Raw genomic sequence first — 18,020 nt, 5'->3', positions numbered from 1 at the left:
ATGAGCGCCGGTTTTCACAATAGTATTGCAGCGACTTAGCCGAACACGCGCCCCAGCGCGCCGTCAACGGCGTCGGTGATCTGGTCGATGTCATCCGCCGTCGCGATCAGCGCAGGCGAGAAGCACAGTGTGTTATTGCGGCTTGGGATCGAGCGGTTGGTGGCCCCGATGATGACGCCTTGCGCCATACAGTCGGCGACGACCGCCTGAACCTTTTTCTCGTCCATCGGCTCTTTGGTGGCCCGGTCGGAAACCAGTTCGGCACCCAGGAACAGACCCTTGCCGCGCACGTCGCCGATAACTTCGTGCTTATCCATCAGCGCCTGCAGGTTGCCCAACATCCGGTCGCCCATATCAATGCAGTTCTGCAGCAGGTTCTCGTCTTGAATGATGCGCATGTTCTCGATGGCCGCGGCCGGACCGGCGGTGCAGCCACCAAAGGTCGAGATGTCGCGGAAATAGCTCATCGGGTCCGACATGTCGTCTTTGAACATGTCAAAGACTTCCTCGGTGGTGACCATGACTGCGATCGCCGCATAGCCCGAGGCCACGCCCTTTGCCATGGTTACGAAGTCCGGCTTAATGCCGTATTGCTGATAGCCGAACCAGGTGCCGGTCCGGCCAACGCCGCAGACAACCTCGTCGATATGCAGCAGCACGTCGTATTTCTTGCAGATTTCCTGCACACGCTGCCAATAGCCTTCGGGCGCTTCGATCACGCCGCCGCCTGCGGTGACCGGCTCAAGGCACAGGGCACCAACGGTGTCAGGGCCTTCGCGCAGGATCACGGCTTCGATTTGGTCTGCGGCCCATTCGCCGAAGTTCTCTTCGGGGGCGCCGTCCAGCTCGTGCTTGCGGTATTCCATGCAGTGGGGCACGCGCACGAAATCAGGTGCGAAGGGACCGTATTGCGCAGTACGTTCGTCCTGACCACCTGCCGACATGGTTGCCAGCGTCGAGCCGTGATAGTCGCGGTCACGATACAGGATCTTGGTCTTCTTGCCGCCGTACTTCTTGTGCGCGATCTGGCGCACCATTTTAAACGCTTTCTCGTTCGCCTCAGAGCCCGAGTTGGTGTAATAAACGCGGCTCATGCCGGGCATCTTGTCGATCAGTTGCTCGGCAAAGATCGCGCCGGGGATCGAGCCGGCCGAATTGGCGAAATAGCACAACTTCATCAGCTGGTCGTATACGGCCTTACAGATCGATTCGCGGCCATAGCCCACGTTGACAGTCCAGACACCGCCGGAAACCGCATCCAGATGCTCTTTGCCTTTCTGGTCCCAGACGCGCATGCCTTTGCCTTCGACAATGATGCGAGGGTCATTGGTTTCAAAGGGTTTATGCTGGATCAGATGATGCCAGATATGGGCGCGGTCAGCCTCGACCACGCGGGAAAGATCGTTTTCGTTGAACGTGCCGTCCATGACAAGTCCTTTCAGTGAGATGCGGTGCACGGGGTGGGGAAACGGTATGCCCCGGCCTATGTTTAAGATGCTTCAGATCACCGCGAATGGCCGGATCTAAGTAGGGCCAGATGGCACCATCTCGTATTGCCAGTCAATAAAGGTATCGTAATACTACGGATTTGTCAGAGCACCAAGTTTATGCTCAAGTCGCGCAAACCGAGTGCAGGGAGGATCAGCAGTTGGCAGCGACCAATATCTATGAGCGTCATTTGGACAAATGCCGGGCGAATTACACACCCTTGTCGCCCCTCTCGTTCATTGAGCGCACGGCGCAGGTTTATCCCGATTACCCGTCGGTCGTTTATGGTGAGCGGCGGTATACCTGGGCTGAAACCTATACCCGGTGCCGTCGGCTGGCGGGTGCCTTGAATGCACGAGGTATCGTAAAGGGTGATACCGTATCAATTATCGCTGCAAACATCCCCGAAATGTATGAAGCGCATTTTGGTGTGCCCATGGCGGGCGCCGTTCTGAACGCCATCAACACGCGCCTGGATGCGCCGATAGTCGCTTTCATCCTGAACCACGCCGAAACCAAGGCATTGTTGGTTGATCCCGAATTTTCCGGCGTCGTGAAAGAGGCGCTGGAGCAGGTTGATCATGATATTTTGGTAATCGACATCGAGGATCCCAGCTTTGATGGTGGTGAAAGGCTCGGCAGCCTGACCTATGACGCCCTGATTTCAGGGGGAGATCCCGAGTTTGACTGGTCACTGCCCGAGGATGAATGGGACGCTATCACACTGAACTATACGTCCGGTACAACGGGCAATCCCAAGGGCGTGGTCTATCACCACCGCGGCGCTACCCTGAATGCACAATCGGATTTGCTGGACTGGGATATGTCCAAGCATTCGATATATCTGTGGACCTTGCCGATGTTTCACTGCAATGGCTGGTGCTTCCCTTGGGCCATGGCAGCCAATGCAGGCGTGTCCATCTGTCTGCGCGCCGTGCGTGCCGAACCTATCTATGCGGCATTCCGCTATGAGAAAGTCACCCATTTCTGTGGCGCTCCTATCGTTTTGAACATGTTGGCCCACGCGCCAGATGAATTGAAAGACTTTGACCATCAAATCAAGGTGATGACCGCGGGCGCTCCGCCGCCTGCCGCCGTGATCGAAGCGATGGAGGCGATGGGGGTCGAAGTCACACACGTTTATGGCCTGACAGAGACTTACGGGCCCTCGGTCGTTTGTGCGTGGAAGGATGAATGGAACGACAAGGGACCCGAAGACCGCGCCGCTCTGAAAGTACGGCAGGGCGTGCGGTATTCGGCGCTGTCTGGTCTGATGGTAGCCGATCCCGAAACGATGGAGCCCGTGCCCGCGGACGGCGAAACCATGGGCGAGATCTTTATGCAGGGCAATGTGGTGATGAAAGGGTATCTCAAGAACCCTAATGCCACGGATGGGGCCTTCAAGGGCGGCTGGTTTGCATCCGGCGATTTAGGCGTCATGCACCCGGATGGCTATATCGCGCTCAAAGACCGGTCCAAGGACATCATCATTTCAGGCGGCGAGAATATCTCGTCCGTCGAGGTCGAGGGTATCCTCTACAAACACCCGGCAGTCATGGAAGCGGCGGTTGTGGCCCGGCCAGACGAGAAATGGGGCGAAACCCCCTGCGCTTTTGTTGAGCTGAAGCCTGACGCAACCGCGACCGAGGCAGAGCTGATTGCCTTTTGCCGGGACAACATGGCCCATTTCAAAGCGCCCAAGACCGTGGTGTTTGGCAACCTGCCGAAGACTTCAACCGGTAAGGTGCAGAAATTCGTTCTGCGGGATCAGGCGCGGGCGCTGGGCTGAAGCTTGGCAATGATCGACAGGTCCAGATCCAGCATTTCACCCATCCAGATCGCGCGATCGCGGTGATCGGCCAGATGGTCGCCGGTTTCCGGGTGGGTGAAAACCGTAAGGCCCTGCCGGTTCAGCATCAACCACGGAGTGACCTGATCAAAGGCATCAGCCGCAAAGCTCAACTGGCAGCTCCAGCGCGGGTGGGGGCCGACATTACGGCAATGCATGCGCCCCATCTGGACGGGGAACAGACGGGCGGCCTCTTCGCAGACTTGTTGTGCCGTGTTCTGCGTGTCGGCGTCAAAATAGACATGGGCATGGTAGCCGGTGATCTCGGGCATCAGAACCTCTATTGCTTTGATGAAACAAAGCTAAGTCCGATCGGACCAGACGCCTAGGCGCACAAGCACACAGGATCTGTGCAAGGTTATTGGGGTGCGTGCGCTTCAGGATGTGCTGCGACAAATGCCGGGTGACCGGCGCAGGCCTTTTCGACCCCCAACAGACGGGGCATGTCCGATAAATCGACCTTCCACCGGCGCGCGTTGTATATCTGCGGTATCAGGCAAATGTCAGCGAGGCCGGGCTGCGAACCAACACAATAGGGGGTTTGTTCAAACTCACCCAACATGGTCTCAAAGGCCTGCAATCCCGGCCGGATGAAGTGCCGCATCCACTCTCCGGGCATATCGGATGGGTCTTTGCTGAGGGCGGTCGCATGTCGAGCAACTGACAGGTTGCAAACAGGGTGAATGTCCACCGCAATCGCATAGGCCAGCGCCTGCACGCGCGCGCGCCCCGCTGCATCGTCGGGCAGAAGGTTCAATTCACGTGTTCTGTCCAGATAGTCGAGAATGGCCAGAGATTGCGTCAGCCGCTGCCCGTCAATATCCAGAACCGGAACAAACCCTTGTGGGTTTCGCGCGATATGTGCGTCACCCTTGTGTTCGCCATCCACCAGGTCGACGACAACCGCGCGATAGTCGATCCCGGCCAGATTCAGGGCGATCCGCACCCGATAGCTGGCCGAGGAGCGCCAATAGTCATAAAGGACGACTTCGCTCACATTCCAATCCGTCAATTGTCGGTCAAGGCGGCGGCGCGAATGGCGTCAGACAACACCTGTCCGTCGCCGATGTGATTGGCCAGCACCAGAACCAGTCGGGCGTTCAGCGCGTCGCTGTCGGCTTTATCAAGCCCTTCATGCGCAGCCAACAGCTCGGCATAGAAGTCGTCAGCATTGTCGATATTCGGAGATAGGATCAGGTCAGACATCGCGCTTACTCCTTACCACAGGCTCTGCGGATCGCATGCCGGAAACTGTTTTCTTCATAGCTGTCCCGTCGCGCCGCCACGTGCTGATCGGGGCGGATCAGATAAACTGCGCTGGCTGCGTCGCCCAGATAGCGACGTTTCAGCGCCAGGGTCAGGTCATCCTTGACCGACAGCGCCAACCGCGTGATCTCAACCCCGTCTTCTTCCAGCACCTCCGGAGCATCTGCGTCAATTGTCAAAAGGGTGAATTTGCCTGCCAGTCTGGGCAACAGGAACTCATCACCCAGCGGCGCGTCCGGGCAGGCCGAGCCGGGGCGTGTCTCGGCAGGGCCATCCAGCGCGTCGGCAGAGTTCAGCGAAGAGCTGTCATAGGTGCAAGGTTGACTCAGGCGTCCTGAATTCACCAACGGACGGGCAAACTCGTACTGCTCGCTCAGGTCCAGAACCGCATCCCGCAGAACCCGCGACATCTCGGATTTCGGAGTGATGAAATCGGTCGACCGGCTGGATTTCTGGATGTTCTCATCAGCCCCGTGCACGCGTTCCGCGTTGTAGCTGTCCAGCAGGCTTTCGGGGGCTTTCCCATCCAGCACCAGTTTCAGCTTCCAGCACAGGTTGTCAGTGTCCTGCAGGCCGGAATTGGCACCGCGCGCGCCAAAGGGGCTGACCTGATGCGCGCTGTCGCCTGCGAAAAGGACCCGTCCTTTGCGGAAGCTTTCCATGCGGCGACACTGGAATGTATAAATCGAGACCCACTCCAGCTGAAACTCGACGTCATCCCCAAGCATTGCCTTGAGGCGCGGGATCACATTCTCGGGGCGCTTTTCGCGTTCCTTGTCGATGTCCCAACCCAGTTGCAGGTCAATACGCCAGACATTGTCGGGTTGCTTGTGCAGAAGCGCGGATTGCCCGCGATTGAACGGAGGGTCAAACCAGAACCAGCGTTCCGAGGGGAAATCGGCATCCATGATCACGTCCGCGATCAGGAAGTTGTCTTCGAAAACGCGCCCTTCGAAATCGATACCCAGCATCCGCCGGGTGGGAGACGCCGCGCCGTCGCAGGCGATCAGCCATTCGGTCTCGAGTGTATAAGGGCCTTCGGGGGTTTCGACTTCCAGCCGAACGTGGTCTTCGTGCGTACCGATCGCCTCAACCTTGTTGCGCCCGCGAATTTCGATCGGCGCGCCGTCTGCCTGCAACTCGCGAACACGTTCTACAAAGTAGTTTTCAAAGTGGTATTGCTGCAGGTTGATGAAGGCCGGGTTGGCGTAACCTTCGTCCGGTTGCAGGTTGAATTCATAGACCTGACGATCATCGAAAAAGACCTTGCCGCGGTCCCAAAGAACGCCTTTGTCGACCAATCGCTGACCGCAACCCAGCCGGTCTGCAATTTCCAGCGTGCGTTGGGAAAAACAGATGGCACGGCTGCCAAAACTGACCTTGTCGTTCTCGTCCAGAACCACGACTTCGACCCCCTGTTGGGCCAGATCGATAGCGGCGGCCAGACCAACCGGGCCCGCACCGATCACGATGACCTTGCGCCTGACGGGCATCGGGCTGTCCTGATCCGGGCTGCGTTCATATCCGTATAGCGGCGTTTCAAAGATCTTGTTCATGGGCTCCCCCCAAACAGATGCACCGATGTGCTGCATATCCTGTCCCCCGGCGACGGGCGCCGGAGGCCTTGGCTTATGGTTTCATCGAATCCCGCCGCAAAAAACGATCTGGATCAAACTCGACCGTTTTTCGTCAACCTTGCAGAGCCTCCCACATCTCCAGATCGCGCTGTGCGGTCCAGATACGGGGCGTGTCGATGCTGCGAGCTTCGTCATAGGCGCGGGCCACGTTGAACGGCAGGCAGTGCTCGTAGATCGCGTAATCGGCAAATTTGGGGTCACATTCTGCTCGGACTGCATCCCATGCTTCCTTCAGACTGCCGCCACGTGCCGCAACTTTGGCCGCCGGGCGGTAGGTGCTTTCGATAAAATCGCGGGTGTTTTCAATGGCTGCATTCACCATATCCTTGCCGACCAGCGCATCGCCGCGCCCCGGTGCAATGGCGTCGACATCGAACCACTTGATCTCGTCCAGCGTGTCACCCCAGTCGCTGAAATGCCCATCGCCGCAATAGCAGGCCGAGTGATACTCGACGATATCGCCGGTGAACATCACGTTCTGATCGGGCACATGGATGACGATATCGCCTGCCGTATGAGCGCGCCCCAGATGCATCAGGTCGATCCGGCGGTTGCCCAGATAGACGGTCATCGTATCGCTGAAGGTGGTGGTGGGCCAGGTCAGGCCGGGGATGCTTTCGTGCCCTTCGAACAGGCGCGGGAAACGCTGGAATTCGCTGTCCCAATCTTCCTGACCTCGCTCCACGACCATGGCGCGGGCCATGTCCGACATCAGGATCTGCTGCGCGCCGAACGCGCTTGCGCCCAGAACACGTACTGCGTGGTAGTGGGTCAGGGCCACATGCGTGATCGGTTTGTCGGTGACGGAACGCACGCATTCGATCACCTTGTTTGCCAGACGCGGAGTCGCCTGCGCCTCGACTATCATCACGCTGTCGTCACCGATGATCACACCCGAGTTCGGGTCGCCTTCGGCGGTAAAGGCATAGAGCCCTTCTCCGACTTCAGTGAAGCTGATCTTTTTTTCCGACATGTCCCCCTGGGACGCGAATGCTTTGGCCATGGTGGGTTCCTTATCGTGTATATGGGTTTTCAAGAGCAGGCAGAACGGTGCCGACACACTCACCGAAGCCGATCGTGTAGCCGTCGCCACTGGCCGCACCGGTAAGGGTCAACGTGTCGCCATCCTCGATGAAGCTGCGGGTTTCACCGCTGTCCAATGTCAGGGGTTCCTTGCCGCCCCAGCTGAGCTCCAGCAGCGAGCCGCGTTCAGGTTTGGTTGGCCCGGAAATGGTTCCGGATCCCAGCAGGTCGCCCGTGTTCATGGGGCATCCTGATGTCGTGTGATGCGCCAATTGCTGCGCAGCAGAATAGTACATCTGGTTGTAGTTGGTCCGGGCAATCGTCGTGGTGGTTTGCCCGGCAGGTGCCAAGGTGATCGCCAGATCGATGTCATAGAGCATCGGGCCGCAATCCTTGAGGTGATCCAGCAGCTCGAACTCGCGGGGCGGCGTGTCACAGCGGAATGGCTCGAGGGCCGCCTTGGTCACGATCCATGGGCTGATCGAGGTGGCCGTGGCCTTTGCCTGAAACGGACCCAGCGGCTGGTATTCCCATGCCTGGATGTCCCGCGCGGACCAGTCATTCAGAAGCACGTAGCCGAAAATATTGTCATCCGCTTCCTGCACGGTGATCGGACCATCCGAGGGTGTTCCGACAATCGCGCCCATCTCAAGCTCGATGTCAAAGCGACGGCTGGGCAGAAAGGCGGGCAAGTCCTGATCGGGGGCTTTCAGCTGACCCCAGGGGCGGCGAATTTCCGTTCCCGATACCACGACCGAAGATGCCCGGCCATTATAGCCAATCGGAATATGCAGCCAGTTCGGCGGCAAAGCGTTTTCGGGCCCCCGGAACATGGTGCCGACGTTGAAGGCATGGTTTCGACCCGCATAAAAGTCGGTGTATTCGCTGACGGCGAAGGGCAGATGCATTTCCGCGTCTTCTTGTTTGACAAGCAGAAGTTCGACCTTGGCTTGCTCGTCTGAACCTTCGACCAGAAGGCTGATAAGCCGTTCGCGCAGCGCGGTCCAGACGGCTGGACCTTCCTCCATCAGAGGGTTCCAGAACGGCATGTCGAACAGTGGCTCATCGGTCAGGGAGATCAGGCCCTCGGCCTCGGCTGCGGTAATGTCAAGGATCATGTCACCGATGGCCACGCCGCAGCGCGGATCATCACCTTCGGTCGAGAAGACGCCGTACGGAAGGTTGTTCAGTGGGAACGGATGTGTCGCGTCATTGGCCGACGCAACCCAGGAAGTCATTAAAGGCATATCTTGCCCCTGTTTGTTATGTTCTAAGAGGTTCTGAAGGATCTTAACTCCGGAACAGCGATTGCAATAGCACGAAGCCGCCTCGGTTGTGGCACATCGTATGCGAGGGGCGCGTCACTGCACACCGGTTACCGAGGAATGTTAGCTCAGCAACCGGTTCAATTCCGGTGTATTCAACGCCAGCAGAACGGCTGCAGTGAAAGTGAACCAGTGGGTGGCTCATTTCTTACCCGGCGTCCCGTCGAACTTCTTCTCAAGGGATGTCCAGCAGTCGATGTAGTCGTCCTGCAGTGGCGCTTCGGTGGCAGCAAACGGGGTCAGGTGCTGTGGGAAGCGGGTTTCGAACATGAACGACATCGTCTGATCCAGCTTGTCCGGCCCCAGATTGGAATATGACGCCTTGTCAAAAGCTTCCCTGTCAGGGCCATGCGGGATCATCATGTTATGCAGGCTAGTCCCACCCGGCACGAAGCCCTGCGGTTTCGCGTCGTACTGACCGTAAATGTTGCCCATCAGCTCGGACATGATGTTCTTGTGGTACCATGGCGGGCGGAAGGTATCTTCCATCACCATCCAGCGTTCACGGAACAGGACAAAGTCGATATTGGCCGTACCCGGCTGGCCGGACGGGGCCGTCAGAACGGTAAAGATCGACGGGTCGGGATGGTCAAACAGGATCGCGCCGACGGGGCAATAGTTGCGCAGGTCGTATTTATAGGGAGCATAGTTGCCGTGCCATGCCACGACATCCAGCGGGCTGTGGCCGATCCTGGTGGTGTGGAATTGCCCGCACCATTTGATTGTCACGGTAGAAGGGGTTTCACGATCTTCATAAGCCGCCACCGGTGCCTTGAAGTCGCGCGGATTGGCCATGCAATTGGCCCCGATCGGCCCGCGACCCGGCAACTCAAATTTCTGACCGTAATTCTCGCAGACAAAGCCGCGCGCAGGGCCTTCCAGAACCTCAACCCGGTACAGCAAACCACGCGGAATGATCGCGATTTCCTTTGGCTCCAGGTCAATGATTCCCAGTTCTGTCGCAAATCGCAGGCGCCCTTCCTGTGGCACAACCAGCAATTCGGAATCAGCCGAGAAGAAATAGTCATCGACCATGGATTCCGTGACCAGATAGATGTGGCTTGCCATGCCGACCTGCGTGTTCACATCACCTGCGGTCGTCATGGTCCGCATACCCGTCATCCAATTCAGACCTTCATCGGAATACGGGATGGGATCCCAGCGGTACTGACCAAGGCTGATCACATCCGGATCAATACATGGGGCCGATTTCCAGTAGGGCAGATCGATTTTTTCATAACGATGCGAGTGCTTTACGGATGGGCGAATGCGATAGCACCAGGTACGCTCCGGTGGGTTGGCGGTAAAGGCCGTGCCACTCAGTTGCTCTCCGTAAAGACCATAGTTGCACCGTTGCGGGCTGTTCATCCCTTGCGGCAAGGCCTCGGGCAGGGCCTCGGTCTCAAAGTCGTTCCCAAAGCCGGGCATATAGCCTGCGTGAGTTCCGACAGGCGTTGCAGCCTGTGTCAGCGTATGCGGATCAGTCGGACGATTCATTGCGTTTTCCTCCGTTTGCTGCTTGTCGGTTAATAGTTGATTTTGTAACTAACAAGCATGACACACGATGAATCCGAAAAAAATGATGACTTTGATTTGCAGAATTTTCTGCCCTTCCTGCTGAATCAGGCTGCCGAACGGGCTTCGCTTGAGTTTCAGGCTGTTTACAAGGGTCGCTATGGGATGCTCAGAACCGAATGGCGGGTGTTGTTCCATTTGGGGCTATTTGGCGAGATGACCGCCAAGGAAATCGGAGAGCGCGCCAGAATGCACAAAACCAAGATCAGCCGTGCGGTCGCCAAGCTGGAAGAACGTCGATATCTGAAACGCACGCGGGACGAAGCGGATCGGCGGGCGGAATGGCTGACACTGACACCGGCAGGGCAGGCTGTGTATCGTGACCTGCGCGGCGTTGCTGCCAAGTACGATGCGAAACTGTCAGGCCTGTTCAAACCGGAAGAGGCCGCGTTGTTGCGTCAAATGCTGCAAAGGTTGGCCGGTTTGGACTGACCTATGGCAATTGATGCGTGCCGCCCCCAAATGGGGATCATGCTTGATACGGACATTAAAATGACCTCGCTAGATTCCGCTTCGGATTCCACACATTCTCTGATCGATTGGTTGGTTAACAAGGGGCTTGAGGGCGCCGGGCAAGAAGAGTTGTTGGAAGGGTTTTGTACCCGATTGGTAGATATGGGTGTTCCGTTGATGCGCTTTCATGCGGCGCAATCGACCCTGCATCCGGTCTATGGCGGCACCGGTTACAGCTGGTACAACGGCGCGGGTGGCGAATCCGAGACGTTTGAATACACGGACACGCCCAGCGAAGTTTGGCAGCGAAGCCCTCTCTATGCGCTGCTAAACGAAGATCTGGATGAAATCCGGGTCAAAATGGTCGAGCACAACGAACCCAGCCGCTTTCCCCTGCTGAACGATCTGCGTGAAATCGGAGCAACCGATTATTATGCCACCGGCCTGTCTTATGAAGGAGCGAAACAACTGCGCCCCGACGGCACGAAAAAGGTCAGCGATGGCGTTCTGATGTCCTGGACCTGCGACGCACCGAACGGATTTGAAGACAGCGATCTGAACCGAATACACACTGTACTGCCGCATCTGGGGCTGGCGCTCAAATCCGCAAAGAACCAGGAATTGGCCAAGGATCTGATGCGGGTTTACCTGGGGCGGGATGCCGGTCGCCGGGTTCTGTCGGGTGAAATTCGGCGCGGGTCCTTACAGCAAATCGATGCGGTGATCTGGAATTTCGACCTCGAAGGCTTCACCACGCTGTCCGAAGACCTGCCAGGGCATGAGATCATCGACATGCTGAACGACTATCTGGCTGTTGCCGTGGGTGTGGTGCATGACAAGGGCGGTAACATCCTGAAATTCATGGGCGACGGGCTGATGGCCATGTTCGATGTCGGAGAGATCGACGAAGACGCTCGCGCTGCGCTGAACGCCGTGCCTTTGTTGCAGTCCCGCATGGATGAACTGAACGCCAAACGCCGTGCGCAAGGCCTGCCTGTGGCAAACTATACGCTGGCGCTACACTCCGGCGAAATTCTCTATGGCAATATCGGGTCCGAGACGCGGCTGGACTTCACCGTGATCGGCCCGGCTGTAAACCAGGCCGCCCGCATCGCGGGCATGCACCGGTCTTTGGGTCAGAGAATCCTGATCTCGGACGACGTCGCCCGCGCTGCACGACCCTGCGCGCAGGAACTTGTCTCGGTCGGTCGCTACATGCTGCGGGGTGTGAATGAGCCGAAAGAGCTGTTTACGGTATACAGTCCCGGTGAACCATCAGGAACCGAGTGAAACTGCGGCTATTACGTTCAGCATTTCCGAACCTGAAGGACTAGATGGAACGTCTTGGTTTAGCTGGGCATGAGCGGCGGGTTAGCCCGGACGTTCAAGAATAATGCGGCCTTAATCCAATAGCTGCTTTGAGCTTCCAGCGGAGGTCGTGGCAAGACTGCCGGAAGGCCGTCGTAGGGCGCGAAGAGGGCTTCCATTGGCTTCAGAAAATTGTTGATGCTACGCTGACCTGATTTGGAGGATGCATGACCGACCTCAATGATTTTGAAAAGATGGAGCGCGAAGGCTGGGCCAATCCAGCTATCGCCAAGGGTTATGCAGATGGGTTCGACCGAGCTACGCTCGCTGTGGCGCAAAGGCTTTCGGATGCAGTTTCGGCTGGACCTAAGTCAACGGTTCTTGATCTATGCAGCGGGCATGGTGTGGTCGCTGCAGAACTCACGTCAAGAGGCGCTACTGTAACCGGGCTCGACTTTTCTGCGGCAATGATTTCCCTTGCGCAAGCAGCTGTGCCGGACGCTTCCTTCATTCAAGGAGATGCGATGTCAATGGACTTTGCCGATAAAAGCTTTGATGCTGTCACTATTGGTTTCGGCGTACCGCACTTTCCCGATCCCGAACGTGGTTTGGCGGAAGCGGCAAGGGTATTGAGACCGGGAGGGCATATCGCATTTTCAATCTGGAGAGGGAAAGGATCAGATGGTGCATTCGGTTGGTTGTTCGATGCGGTTGGACGTCTGGGCGACCCCTCGGTCACATTGCCCTTCGGACCTGATGCTCATATGCTTGCGGACCGCGCTGCTGCTGAAACTAAAGTCACCAAAGCGGGATTTGCAGAGGTTCAGTTGATCGAGGTGCCGTCAGAACTGCATGTGCAGCAACCTGAAGACTTGTTTGATGCCTTTGACCAAGGTGCCGTTCGCGCAGCATCACTTTTGGGAGCGCAGCCAGTCCTAAAACGAGATGCAATTCGCTCTGATCTGGCGGCACGTACTCGCTCTCAAGGTATTAAACACAATGGCGGTTTTCTGGTCCCGGCTCCGTCCGTCATCGTTTCGGCCGTTCGCCGCTGACTTTAGCAAACTCTTTGTGATTATGCGCGTGCAGCGACTGGCAAGTTTGTCCCGCTAGCCGGTTTTGATATCCCCTGAACCGACCGGATGACCTGCTGAAACCGTCAGATGAACAGTTCAAGCCAATTCGGCAGAGGCTGCAATTCGCGCCTTTGTCTGGTTATCGATACGCTTTGCCGGCCGCGAGACAGCTTCGGGTTTTTTAGGCTATATCTCTCCATAACAAGTGGGAGAACTGTATGTGCAAGTTTAGAAATGCCCATGCCGCTGATGCGGATCGCTGCTTCGAAATCGAGACCGCGGCCTACGAAGGTGAAGAGGCTGCGACACACGCCAAAATCTGCAGACGGATTGAGACCTACCCCGATGGCTTTCTGATCCTTGAAGTGGATGGAACGGTCGTTGGCTTTATCAACTGCGGATGCGCTCATGAGGTTGAAATGTCTGACGAGGAGTTCAAGGAACTTATCGGCCACGACCCTGACGCGCCCAATGTGGTCATCATGTCCGTTGTCGTAGACCCGACCGAACAAGGCAAGGGCTATTCAAGGTCTCTGATGGATGAGTTTGTCAGGCGAATGCAGCAGATGAACAAGGCAACGATCCATCTGATGTGCAAAGAGCATCACGTGTCGCTTTACGAGAAGCTGGGCTATAGCTATCTGAGACGCTCTGCCTCCGACCACGGAGGAATGGCATGGCATGAGATGAGTATGGGACTTTGAAACAAAACTTACTGTCTCTCAGCTAAACGGACATATGGCCCTCCAAGCGGAACGGCAACTTTGTCCGCAGAGCGGCCGCCGAAGCAGCATATCAGAAATCAATCTCCACACCCGGCAGGTTCAGCTCTTTCATCATGTCGCGCAGCTCCTGACGGGCGGCGATGTTCGAGATGTTCAGCTGTTTGACACCGATGTCCTTGAGGTCCAGCAGGGTAAGGCCACGGGGAAACAACTCGCGGAAAATAACCCGCTCGGAAAAGCCCGATGCGACGCGAAAACCGATGCGCTGCGACAGCATCTCGATCGCGCGCTGCATCTTTTCCTTGTTGACCATGCGTTGTGTACCGACGCGGTTGCGAACGACGACCCAGTCGATGGGCTTTAGTCCAGCCTGCGCCCGCAACTGTCGTGCGTTCCAGACCATCTCGGAATAGACAGAGGGGCCAAGGATCTTCTCACCCTGCGAGTCGATCCGTGCCAACAGGTCGAAATCAATGAAGCTGTCGTTCAGCGGGGTGATCAGTGTGTCGGCCAGCGAATGCGCCACCTGACTGAGCCGGGTATGAGACCCCGGGCAGTCGATCAGAATAAAGTCGCTGTCGCTTTCCAGTTGGGAAACGGCGGCAGACAGGCGATGGTCATAGATATTCTCGCCCGGTTTCAGCGTGGCGGCATCAATCTCGGGCAGGTCGTGATGGCGCGGGCTTGGCAGAGTCAGGTCCGAGCTTTTCAGGAAGTTGTTGCGGTTCTCGAAATAGCGTCCCAGACTGCGTTGACGCAGGTCCAGATCCAAGGTGCTGACCTTGTGCCCCAATCGGGCCAGTGCGGTTGCCACATGCATCGACACGGTCGATTTGCCTGCGCCACCCTTTTCGTTCCCGACCACAATGATATGTGCCATGCTTGTATTCCCAAGTCTCGCCGTGCTTCACTACACGTTGTTGGTGCCCACTATATGTTGTGTCGACCGCGATGAAAAGAACCTCAAGCGGCGCTTTCGGGCAATATCAGACTCTATTTGGGAAAACCTAACGCAGAACACGGGTTACACAGGGCGCTTGCCAATGCAATGACGCTGATTCACTGTCGAAAAACGGTTTCGGCTAGGAGAATTCTGCTTGGAGCACCTGTTCCTGAACGTATTGAACGTGGTTCTGCCAGTTCTGATCTGCGCTGGTATTGGCTATGTTCTTGCCGTGATTCAGGCCCCATTTGACAACAAGGTCATTGGCGGGATCGTTTCGAAAGTCGGCTATCCGACACTGATCATTTCTCATTTGTCGACCACCAAACTGGCCGTAGGCACGTTTCTTGACATGATGACCGCCGCTGCCCTTGCGGTGGCCGGTTTCGGTGTTTTGGGATATGTCGCGCTCAGGAGTCTCCGCTTGCCGGTGCGCGCGTTTCTGACACCATTGATGCACGGCAATGTCGGCAACATTGGCCTGCCGATCACTCTGCTGGCGCTGGGTGATGCAGGTATGGCCTACACCATGGCGTTCGTGGTGGTGGTGCTGATCAGCATCTTTACCGTGGGCATGTGGATTCCCGCCGGAGAATTCTCAGCCAGGAAACTGGCGACGTCCCCGATTATTTACGCCGTGGGTTTCTCTCTGATCCTGATGGCGACCGGGCAAAGCCTGCCACAACCGGTCGCAAAGTCCTTTGACATCCTTGGTGGGTTGTCGATCCCTCTCATGCTGCTGACACTGGGGCATACTCTTGCGACGTTGCAGGTGAAAAGCCTGGGCCGTGCTGTTCTGCTGACAGCCTTGCATCTGGCGATGGCCGTTGCAATTATCAGCGTTCTGATCTGGTTGTTTGGTTTTACGGGAGCGCAACGGGGTGCTCTGATCCTGTGTTGCCTGATGCCTTCATCCGTGGCGACTTATCTGTTTATCGACCAGCATGTTCCGGAATACGGGGCAGATGTGGCCGGGTATATTCTTGTCTCCACGCTCAGCACAATCCTGGTGCTGCCGTTTGCCCTGTCCTACTGGATTTGACGCAGCCCTATGCGCAGGGTCAGAAATCGCTAAACTGATGAGTAATCGTATCAAACAATCTTGGTTTGCGAGTGCTTAATGGGCGACGAGACCTCGGCAAATGTATCTCCGCAGTCCCGCGCCCGCGTGGTGCTGGCCTTAACGGCAATTTGCATGATGGTCGTGGGGTTTAACACCACTGCTGTGACCACCATCTTGCCCAACCTCAAGGCCGAGTTCGATTTGACCCCGTCAGGATTGCAATGGGTGATGGCCGCGTATTCCGTGACCAGCGCGACGCTTGTTTGCATCGTTAGCCGGTTGGGGGACATCACCGGCAAGATGGGTGTTTTTTTCGCTGGCATGATTGTCTTTGCAATCGGGTCAGCCTCGGCCATGTTTGCTCAGGATGGGGCCATGCTGCTCATCGGGCGCTGCGCGCAAGGTGCAGGCGCGGCGGCGTTGTTTGGCACCTCTTTGTCACTGTTGACGGCAGCCACGCCCGAGGAGCAGCGCGCCAGCGTCACCGGCATCTGGGGCGCGATTGTCGGACTGGCGATTGGTGTAGGGCCTATCGTCGGCGGCGCATTCGGCCACTATGTCAGTTGGCGCGCGGTCTTTGCAGCCGACCTGGTTCTGCTGGCTTTGGCCTTTGCCATCGGTCTGCATGTCAGAAAGCGGAAATATGTTCCCGAAACCCGTCTTGCCGACGCAAAGTTCGATTATGCAGGGGCCGTTGCCATACTGTTTTTCCTCGGGCCATTGTCCTTTGCGCTCAGCAATGGGGAAAGCGGTGGGTGGACTTCGCCTCTGACGCTGGTGCCTCTGGGCGTGGCGGCCGTGTCGACAATTGCCCTTGTCATCGTATCCCGCCGCAGCGACGACCCCCTGATCGAGCTTCGGTACTTTCGCCATCCGCGTTATTTGATGGCCGCGGCGGGGATGTTCTTTACCGGCTTCACGCTGTTCTGCTTCTTTGTCTATTTCAATACATTCGTCCAATCGCCCGATGCTTTTGGGTATTCGTCCATCGGTGCGGGGCTGGCGATCATGCCGCTCAGCCTCAGCATGTTTGTGATATCTGTCACCGCGCCCCGCTTTCTTGCCCCGTATAGCTTTCAGTGGCCGATCGCGATTGGCCTGGGGGCAATGGCCTGCGGGTTCCTGCTGCTGACGACAACCACGAACACCACGCATTTTTCCGAAATCTGGTGGAAGCTGCTGATCGTCGGGGTCGGGCTGGGCATCTGCTTTTCGCTGTTGCCTCGTCTGGGTCTGCGCCTGTTACCCGAGCAACATGTCGGGCAGGGTTCGGGGGTCATAAACGCCTGTCTCTATTTCGGAGCAACACTTGGCGCCGTGGTCGGAGGTCTGGCTGAAGCAATCACGAAACGCCGCGGTCTGTCCGAGGTGATCGACGCGTTGCCTGCCGGGTCAACCCAGCGCGAGGATCTGGCCCATGCGCTGACACATGGAGCGCCCAGCCAGATACAGCAATTGATCTCGGAGATGGATCCGGCAACGGGAAGTAAATTGGCGAAGGCCCTAAGGGATATGCAGGACAACGCCTTTAACAGTGCCATGATGGTTGCAGCGATCGCGGCGCTGGCCGGGATGACTCTGGCACTCATGCTATTGCGTGGACCAGTTCCCCCTCCCCACAGTGCAGCGGACTTGACGCGCAAACCGCGATAGCCTTGTCCCTAACCTCCGAGATACACCCCTTTTTGAGGACGAAAAAAGACCTTCTGATCGTGCAGCTTGCCCAGAAGTTCGTGAGTGCGCCGCAATGTGTCTTCACGGTTGGTCCTGCTGTTCTCTGGTTCGTCCAGTGCAGCTTGTGACAACGAAGCGATCGAACCGCGCAATGCCGTTTCAATCAGATCCATATCCTCGACCGATAGCTCGATCATGTCGTTGTACTGGGGCATGTCCGGGTCTCCGTGGAAGCTGGGCGTTGGTCACCCGGAGTGTAACATCACTGAGCCTGTGCCCAAACGCATCTTGTCCGGTTTGTCCGGTGTCGCGTCCATAAGACACATGGAAGCTTACAAAAAAAGGCCGCCCCCAAGGGACGGCCTTTCGAATTCGAAACCAGTCAGACTTAGAAGCCCAGACCTTCGTATTTCTTTTTGAACTTCGACACGCGGCCGCCAGCGTCCATCAGGCGCGACGAGCCACCGGTCCATGCTGGATGCACGGAGGGGTCGATTTCCAGAGCCAGCTGATCGCCTTCGGCGCCCCAGGTGGACTTCATCTGAACCACGGTGCCATCGGTCATTTTGACGTCGATGACGTGATAATCGGGATGGATGTCTTTTTTCATCTTTC

Annotated in this window: 18 protein-coding genes; 7 read left to right on the top strand and 11 right to left on the bottom strand. The window is 57.1% G+C overall.

All coding sequences use genetic code 11. The features are described 5' to 3' along the window. Positions 1-35 precede the first annotated feature (35 nt). Positions 36-1,427, bottom strand: a complete 1,392-nt coding sequence (locus AC2FFA_RS14365) for an aminotransferase family protein (protein ID WP_496852105.1) — start codon at positions 1,425-1,427, stop codon at positions 36-38. A gap of 221 nt (positions 1,428-1,648) precedes the next feature. On the opposite strand from AC2FFA_RS14365, the gene AC2FFA_RS14360 reads away from it, so the two are divergent. Then, on the top strand, positions 1,649-3,277 hold the full coding sequence (locus AC2FFA_RS14360) for an acyl-CoA synthetase (protein WP_496852104.1): 1,629 nt from the start codon (positions 1,649-1,651) through the stop codon (positions 3,275-3,277). Here AC2FFA_RS14360 and AC2FFA_RS14355 read toward each other — a convergent pair. From AC2FFA_RS14355 to hmgA, 7 genes are all read right to left on the bottom strand, one after another. After that, complete coding sequence (locus AC2FFA_RS14355) at positions 3,256-3,609, bottom strand: DOPA 4,5-dioxygenase family protein (RefSeq protein WP_496852103.1); 354 nt, start codon at positions 3,607-3,609, stop codon at positions 3,256-3,258. The two genes, AC2FFA_RS14360 and AC2FFA_RS14355, sit on opposite strands and share 22 nt — an antisense overlap. 86 nt (positions 3,610-3,695) lie before the next feature. Beyond that, the gene (gene maiA / locus AC2FFA_RS14350; RefSeq protein WP_496852101.1) at positions 3,696-4,334 is read right to left on the bottom strand and encodes a maleylacetoacetate isomerase; all 639 of its coding nucleotides are present in this window, start codon (positions 4,332-4,334) and stop codon (positions 3,696-3,698) included. A gap of 11 nt (positions 4,335-4,345) precedes the next feature. Further along, entirely contained in the window at positions 4,346-4,543 is a 198-nt protein-coding gene (locus tag AC2FFA_RS14345) for a DUF2783 domain-containing protein (protein WP_496852100.1), read from the bottom strand. Between the two features lie 5 nt (positions 4,544-4,548). Beyond that, a complete protein-coding gene (locus AC2FFA_RS14340) occupies positions 4,549-6,159 on the bottom strand; it encodes an FAD-dependent oxidoreductase (protein ID WP_496852098.1) in 1,611 nt (536 codons plus the stop codon). 133 nt (positions 6,160-6,292) lie between these two features. Then, positions 6,293-7,243, bottom strand: coding sequence for an MBL fold metallo-hydrolase (locus AC2FFA_RS14335; protein ID WP_496852096.1), 951 nt, complete (start codon positions 7,241-7,243; stop codon positions 6,293-6,295). A 10-nt stretch (positions 7,244-7,253) separates the two neighbouring features. Then, a complete protein-coding gene (gene fahA, locus AC2FFA_RS14330; RefSeq protein WP_496852095.1) occupies positions 7,254-8,510 on the bottom strand; it encodes a fumarylacetoacetase in 1,257 nt (418 codons plus the stop codon). A 219-nt stretch (positions 8,511-8,729) separates the two neighbouring features. Continuing rightward, the gene (hmgA, locus tag AC2FFA_RS14325; protein ID WP_117869929.1) at positions 8,730-10,085 is read right to left on the bottom strand and encodes a homogentisate 1,2-dioxygenase; all 1,356 of its coding nucleotides are present in this window, start codon (positions 10,083-10,085) and stop codon (positions 8,730-8,732) included. 57 nt (positions 10,086-10,142) lie between these two features. Here hmgA and AC2FFA_RS14320 point away from each other — a divergent pair, with 57 nt between their 5' ends. The 4 genes from AC2FFA_RS14320 to AC2FFA_RS14305 all read left to right on the top strand — a co-directional run bounded on the left by AC2FFA_RS14320 (position 10,143) and on the right by AC2FFA_RS14305 (position 13,704). Next, positions 10,143-10,595, top strand: a complete 453-nt coding sequence (locus tag AC2FFA_RS14320; RefSeq protein WP_117869928.1) for a MarR family winged helix-turn-helix transcriptional regulator — start codon at positions 10,143-10,145, stop codon at positions 10,593-10,595. A gap of 60 nt (positions 10,596-10,655) precedes the next feature. Further along, entirely contained in the window at positions 10,656-11,906 is a 1,251-nt protein-coding gene (locus AC2FFA_RS14315) for an adenylate/guanylate cyclase domain-containing protein (RefSeq protein ID WP_496852093.1), read from the top strand. Positions 11,907-12,151: 245 nt separating this feature from the next. Beyond that, positions 12,152-12,979, top strand: coding sequence for a class I SAM-dependent methyltransferase (locus AC2FFA_RS14310; protein ID WP_496852092.1), 828 nt, complete (start codon positions 12,152-12,154; stop codon positions 12,977-12,979). A gap of 239 nt (positions 12,980-13,218) precedes the next feature. Further along, a complete protein-coding gene (locus AC2FFA_RS14305) occupies positions 13,219-13,704 on the top strand; it encodes a GNAT family N-acetyltransferase (protein ID WP_299900383.1) in 486 nt (161 codons plus the stop codon). Between the two features lie 91 nt (positions 13,705-13,795). On the opposite strand, the gene AC2FFA_RS14300 is transcribed toward AC2FFA_RS14305, so the two are convergent. Continuing rightward, entirely contained in the window at positions 13,796-14,605 is an 810-nt protein-coding gene (locus tag AC2FFA_RS14300; RefSeq protein ID WP_117869926.1) for a division plane positioning ATPase MipZ, read from the bottom strand. A gap of 217 nt (positions 14,606-14,822) precedes the next feature. Here AC2FFA_RS14300 and AC2FFA_RS14295 point away from each other — a divergent pair, with 217 nt between their 5' ends. Both AC2FFA_RS14295 and AC2FFA_RS14290 read left to right on the top strand, forming a co-directional pair. After that, complete coding sequence (locus AC2FFA_RS14295) at positions 14,823-15,710, top strand: AEC family transporter (protein ID WP_496852091.1); 888 nt, start codon at positions 14,823-14,825, stop codon at positions 15,708-15,710. Positions 15,711-15,788: 78 nt separating this feature from the next. Continuing rightward, positions 15,789-17,384 carry an MFS transporter gene (locus tag AC2FFA_RS14290; RefSeq protein WP_496852089.1) on the top strand — a complete coding sequence of 532 codons (1,596 nt, stop codon included), beginning with the start codon at positions 15,789-15,791 and terminating at the stop codon, positions 17,382-17,384. Between the two features lie 8 nt (positions 17,385-17,392). On the opposite strand, the gene AC2FFA_RS14285 is transcribed toward AC2FFA_RS14290, so the two are convergent. Together AC2FFA_RS14285 and rpmE are read right to left on the bottom strand one after the other, a co-directional pair. Then, positions 17,393-17,620 (bottom strand): hypothetical protein, encoded by a 228-nt coding sequence (locus AC2FFA_RS14285; RefSeq protein WP_496852088.1) that lies wholly within the window; start codon positions 17,618-17,620, stop codon positions 17,393-17,395. A 173-nt stretch (positions 17,621-17,793) separates the two neighbouring features. After that, positions 17,794-18,015 (bottom strand): 50S ribosomal protein L31, encoded by a 222-nt coding sequence (gene rpmE / locus AC2FFA_RS14280; protein WP_050605278.1) that lies wholly within the window; start codon positions 18,013-18,015, stop codon positions 17,794-17,796. Positions 18,016-18,020: the final 5 nt, after the last annotated feature.

The sequence above is a fragment of the Ruegeria sp. YTSB088 genome (assembly GCF_059609825.1).
This window is presented reverse-complemented; position numbering and strand designations above follow the sequence as displayed.

Coding starts and splice junctions, on each gene's coding strand:
- AC2FFA_RS14365 (WP_496852105.1), bottom strand. CDS start 1,427: ATGGACGGCACGTTCAACGAAAACGATCTTTCCCGCGTGGTCGAGGCT.
- AC2FFA_RS14355 (WP_496852103.1), bottom strand. CDS start 3,609: ATGCCCGAGATCACCGGCTACCATGCCCATGTCTATTTTGACGCCGAC.
- AC2FFA_RS14345 (WP_496852100.1), bottom strand. CDS start 4,543: ATGTCTGACCTGATCCTATCTCCGAATATCGACAATGCTGACGACTTC.
- AC2FFA_RS14340 (WP_496852098.1), bottom strand. CDS start 6,159: ATGAACAAGATCTTTGAAACGCCGCTATACGGATATGAACGCAGCCCG.
- AC2FFA_RS14335 (WP_496852096.1), bottom strand. CDS start 7,243: ATGGCCAAAGCATTCGCGTCCCAGGGGGACATGTCGGAAAAAAAGATC.
- fahA (WP_496852095.1), bottom strand. CDS start 8,510: ATGCCTTTAATGACTTCCTGGGTTGCGTCGGCCAATGACGCGACACAT.
- hmgA (WP_117869929.1), bottom strand. CDS start 10,085: ATGAATCGTCCGACTGATCCGCATACGCTGACACAGGCTGCAACGCCT.
- AC2FFA_RS14320 (WP_117869928.1), top strand. CDS start 10,143: ATGACACACGATGAATCCGAAAAAAATGATGACTTTGATTTGCAGAAT.
- AC2FFA_RS14315 (WP_496852093.1), top strand. CDS start 10,656: ATGACCTCGCTAGATTCCGCTTCGGATTCCACACATTCTCTGATCGAT.
- AC2FFA_RS14310 (WP_496852092.1), top strand. CDS start 12,152: ATGACCGACCTCAATGATTTTGAAAAGATGGAGCGCGAAGGCTGGGCC.
- AC2FFA_RS14305 (WP_299900383.1), top strand. CDS start 13,219: ATGTGCAAGTTTAGAAATGCCCATGCCGCTGATGCGGATCGCTGCTTC.
- AC2FFA_RS14300 (WP_117869926.1), bottom strand. CDS start 14,605: ATGGCACATATCATTGTGGTCGGGAACGAAAAGGGTGGCGCAGGCAAA.
- AC2FFA_RS14290 (WP_496852089.1), top strand. CDS start 15,789: ATGGGCGACGAGACCTCGGCAAATGTATCTCCGCAGTCCCGCGCCCGC.
- AC2FFA_RS14285 (WP_496852088.1), bottom strand. CDS start 17,620: ATGCCCCAGTACAACGACATGATCGAGCTATCGGTCGAGGATATGGAT.
- rpmE (WP_050605278.1), bottom strand. CDS start 18,015: ATGAAAAAAGACATCCATCCCGATTATCACGTCATCGACGTCAAAATG.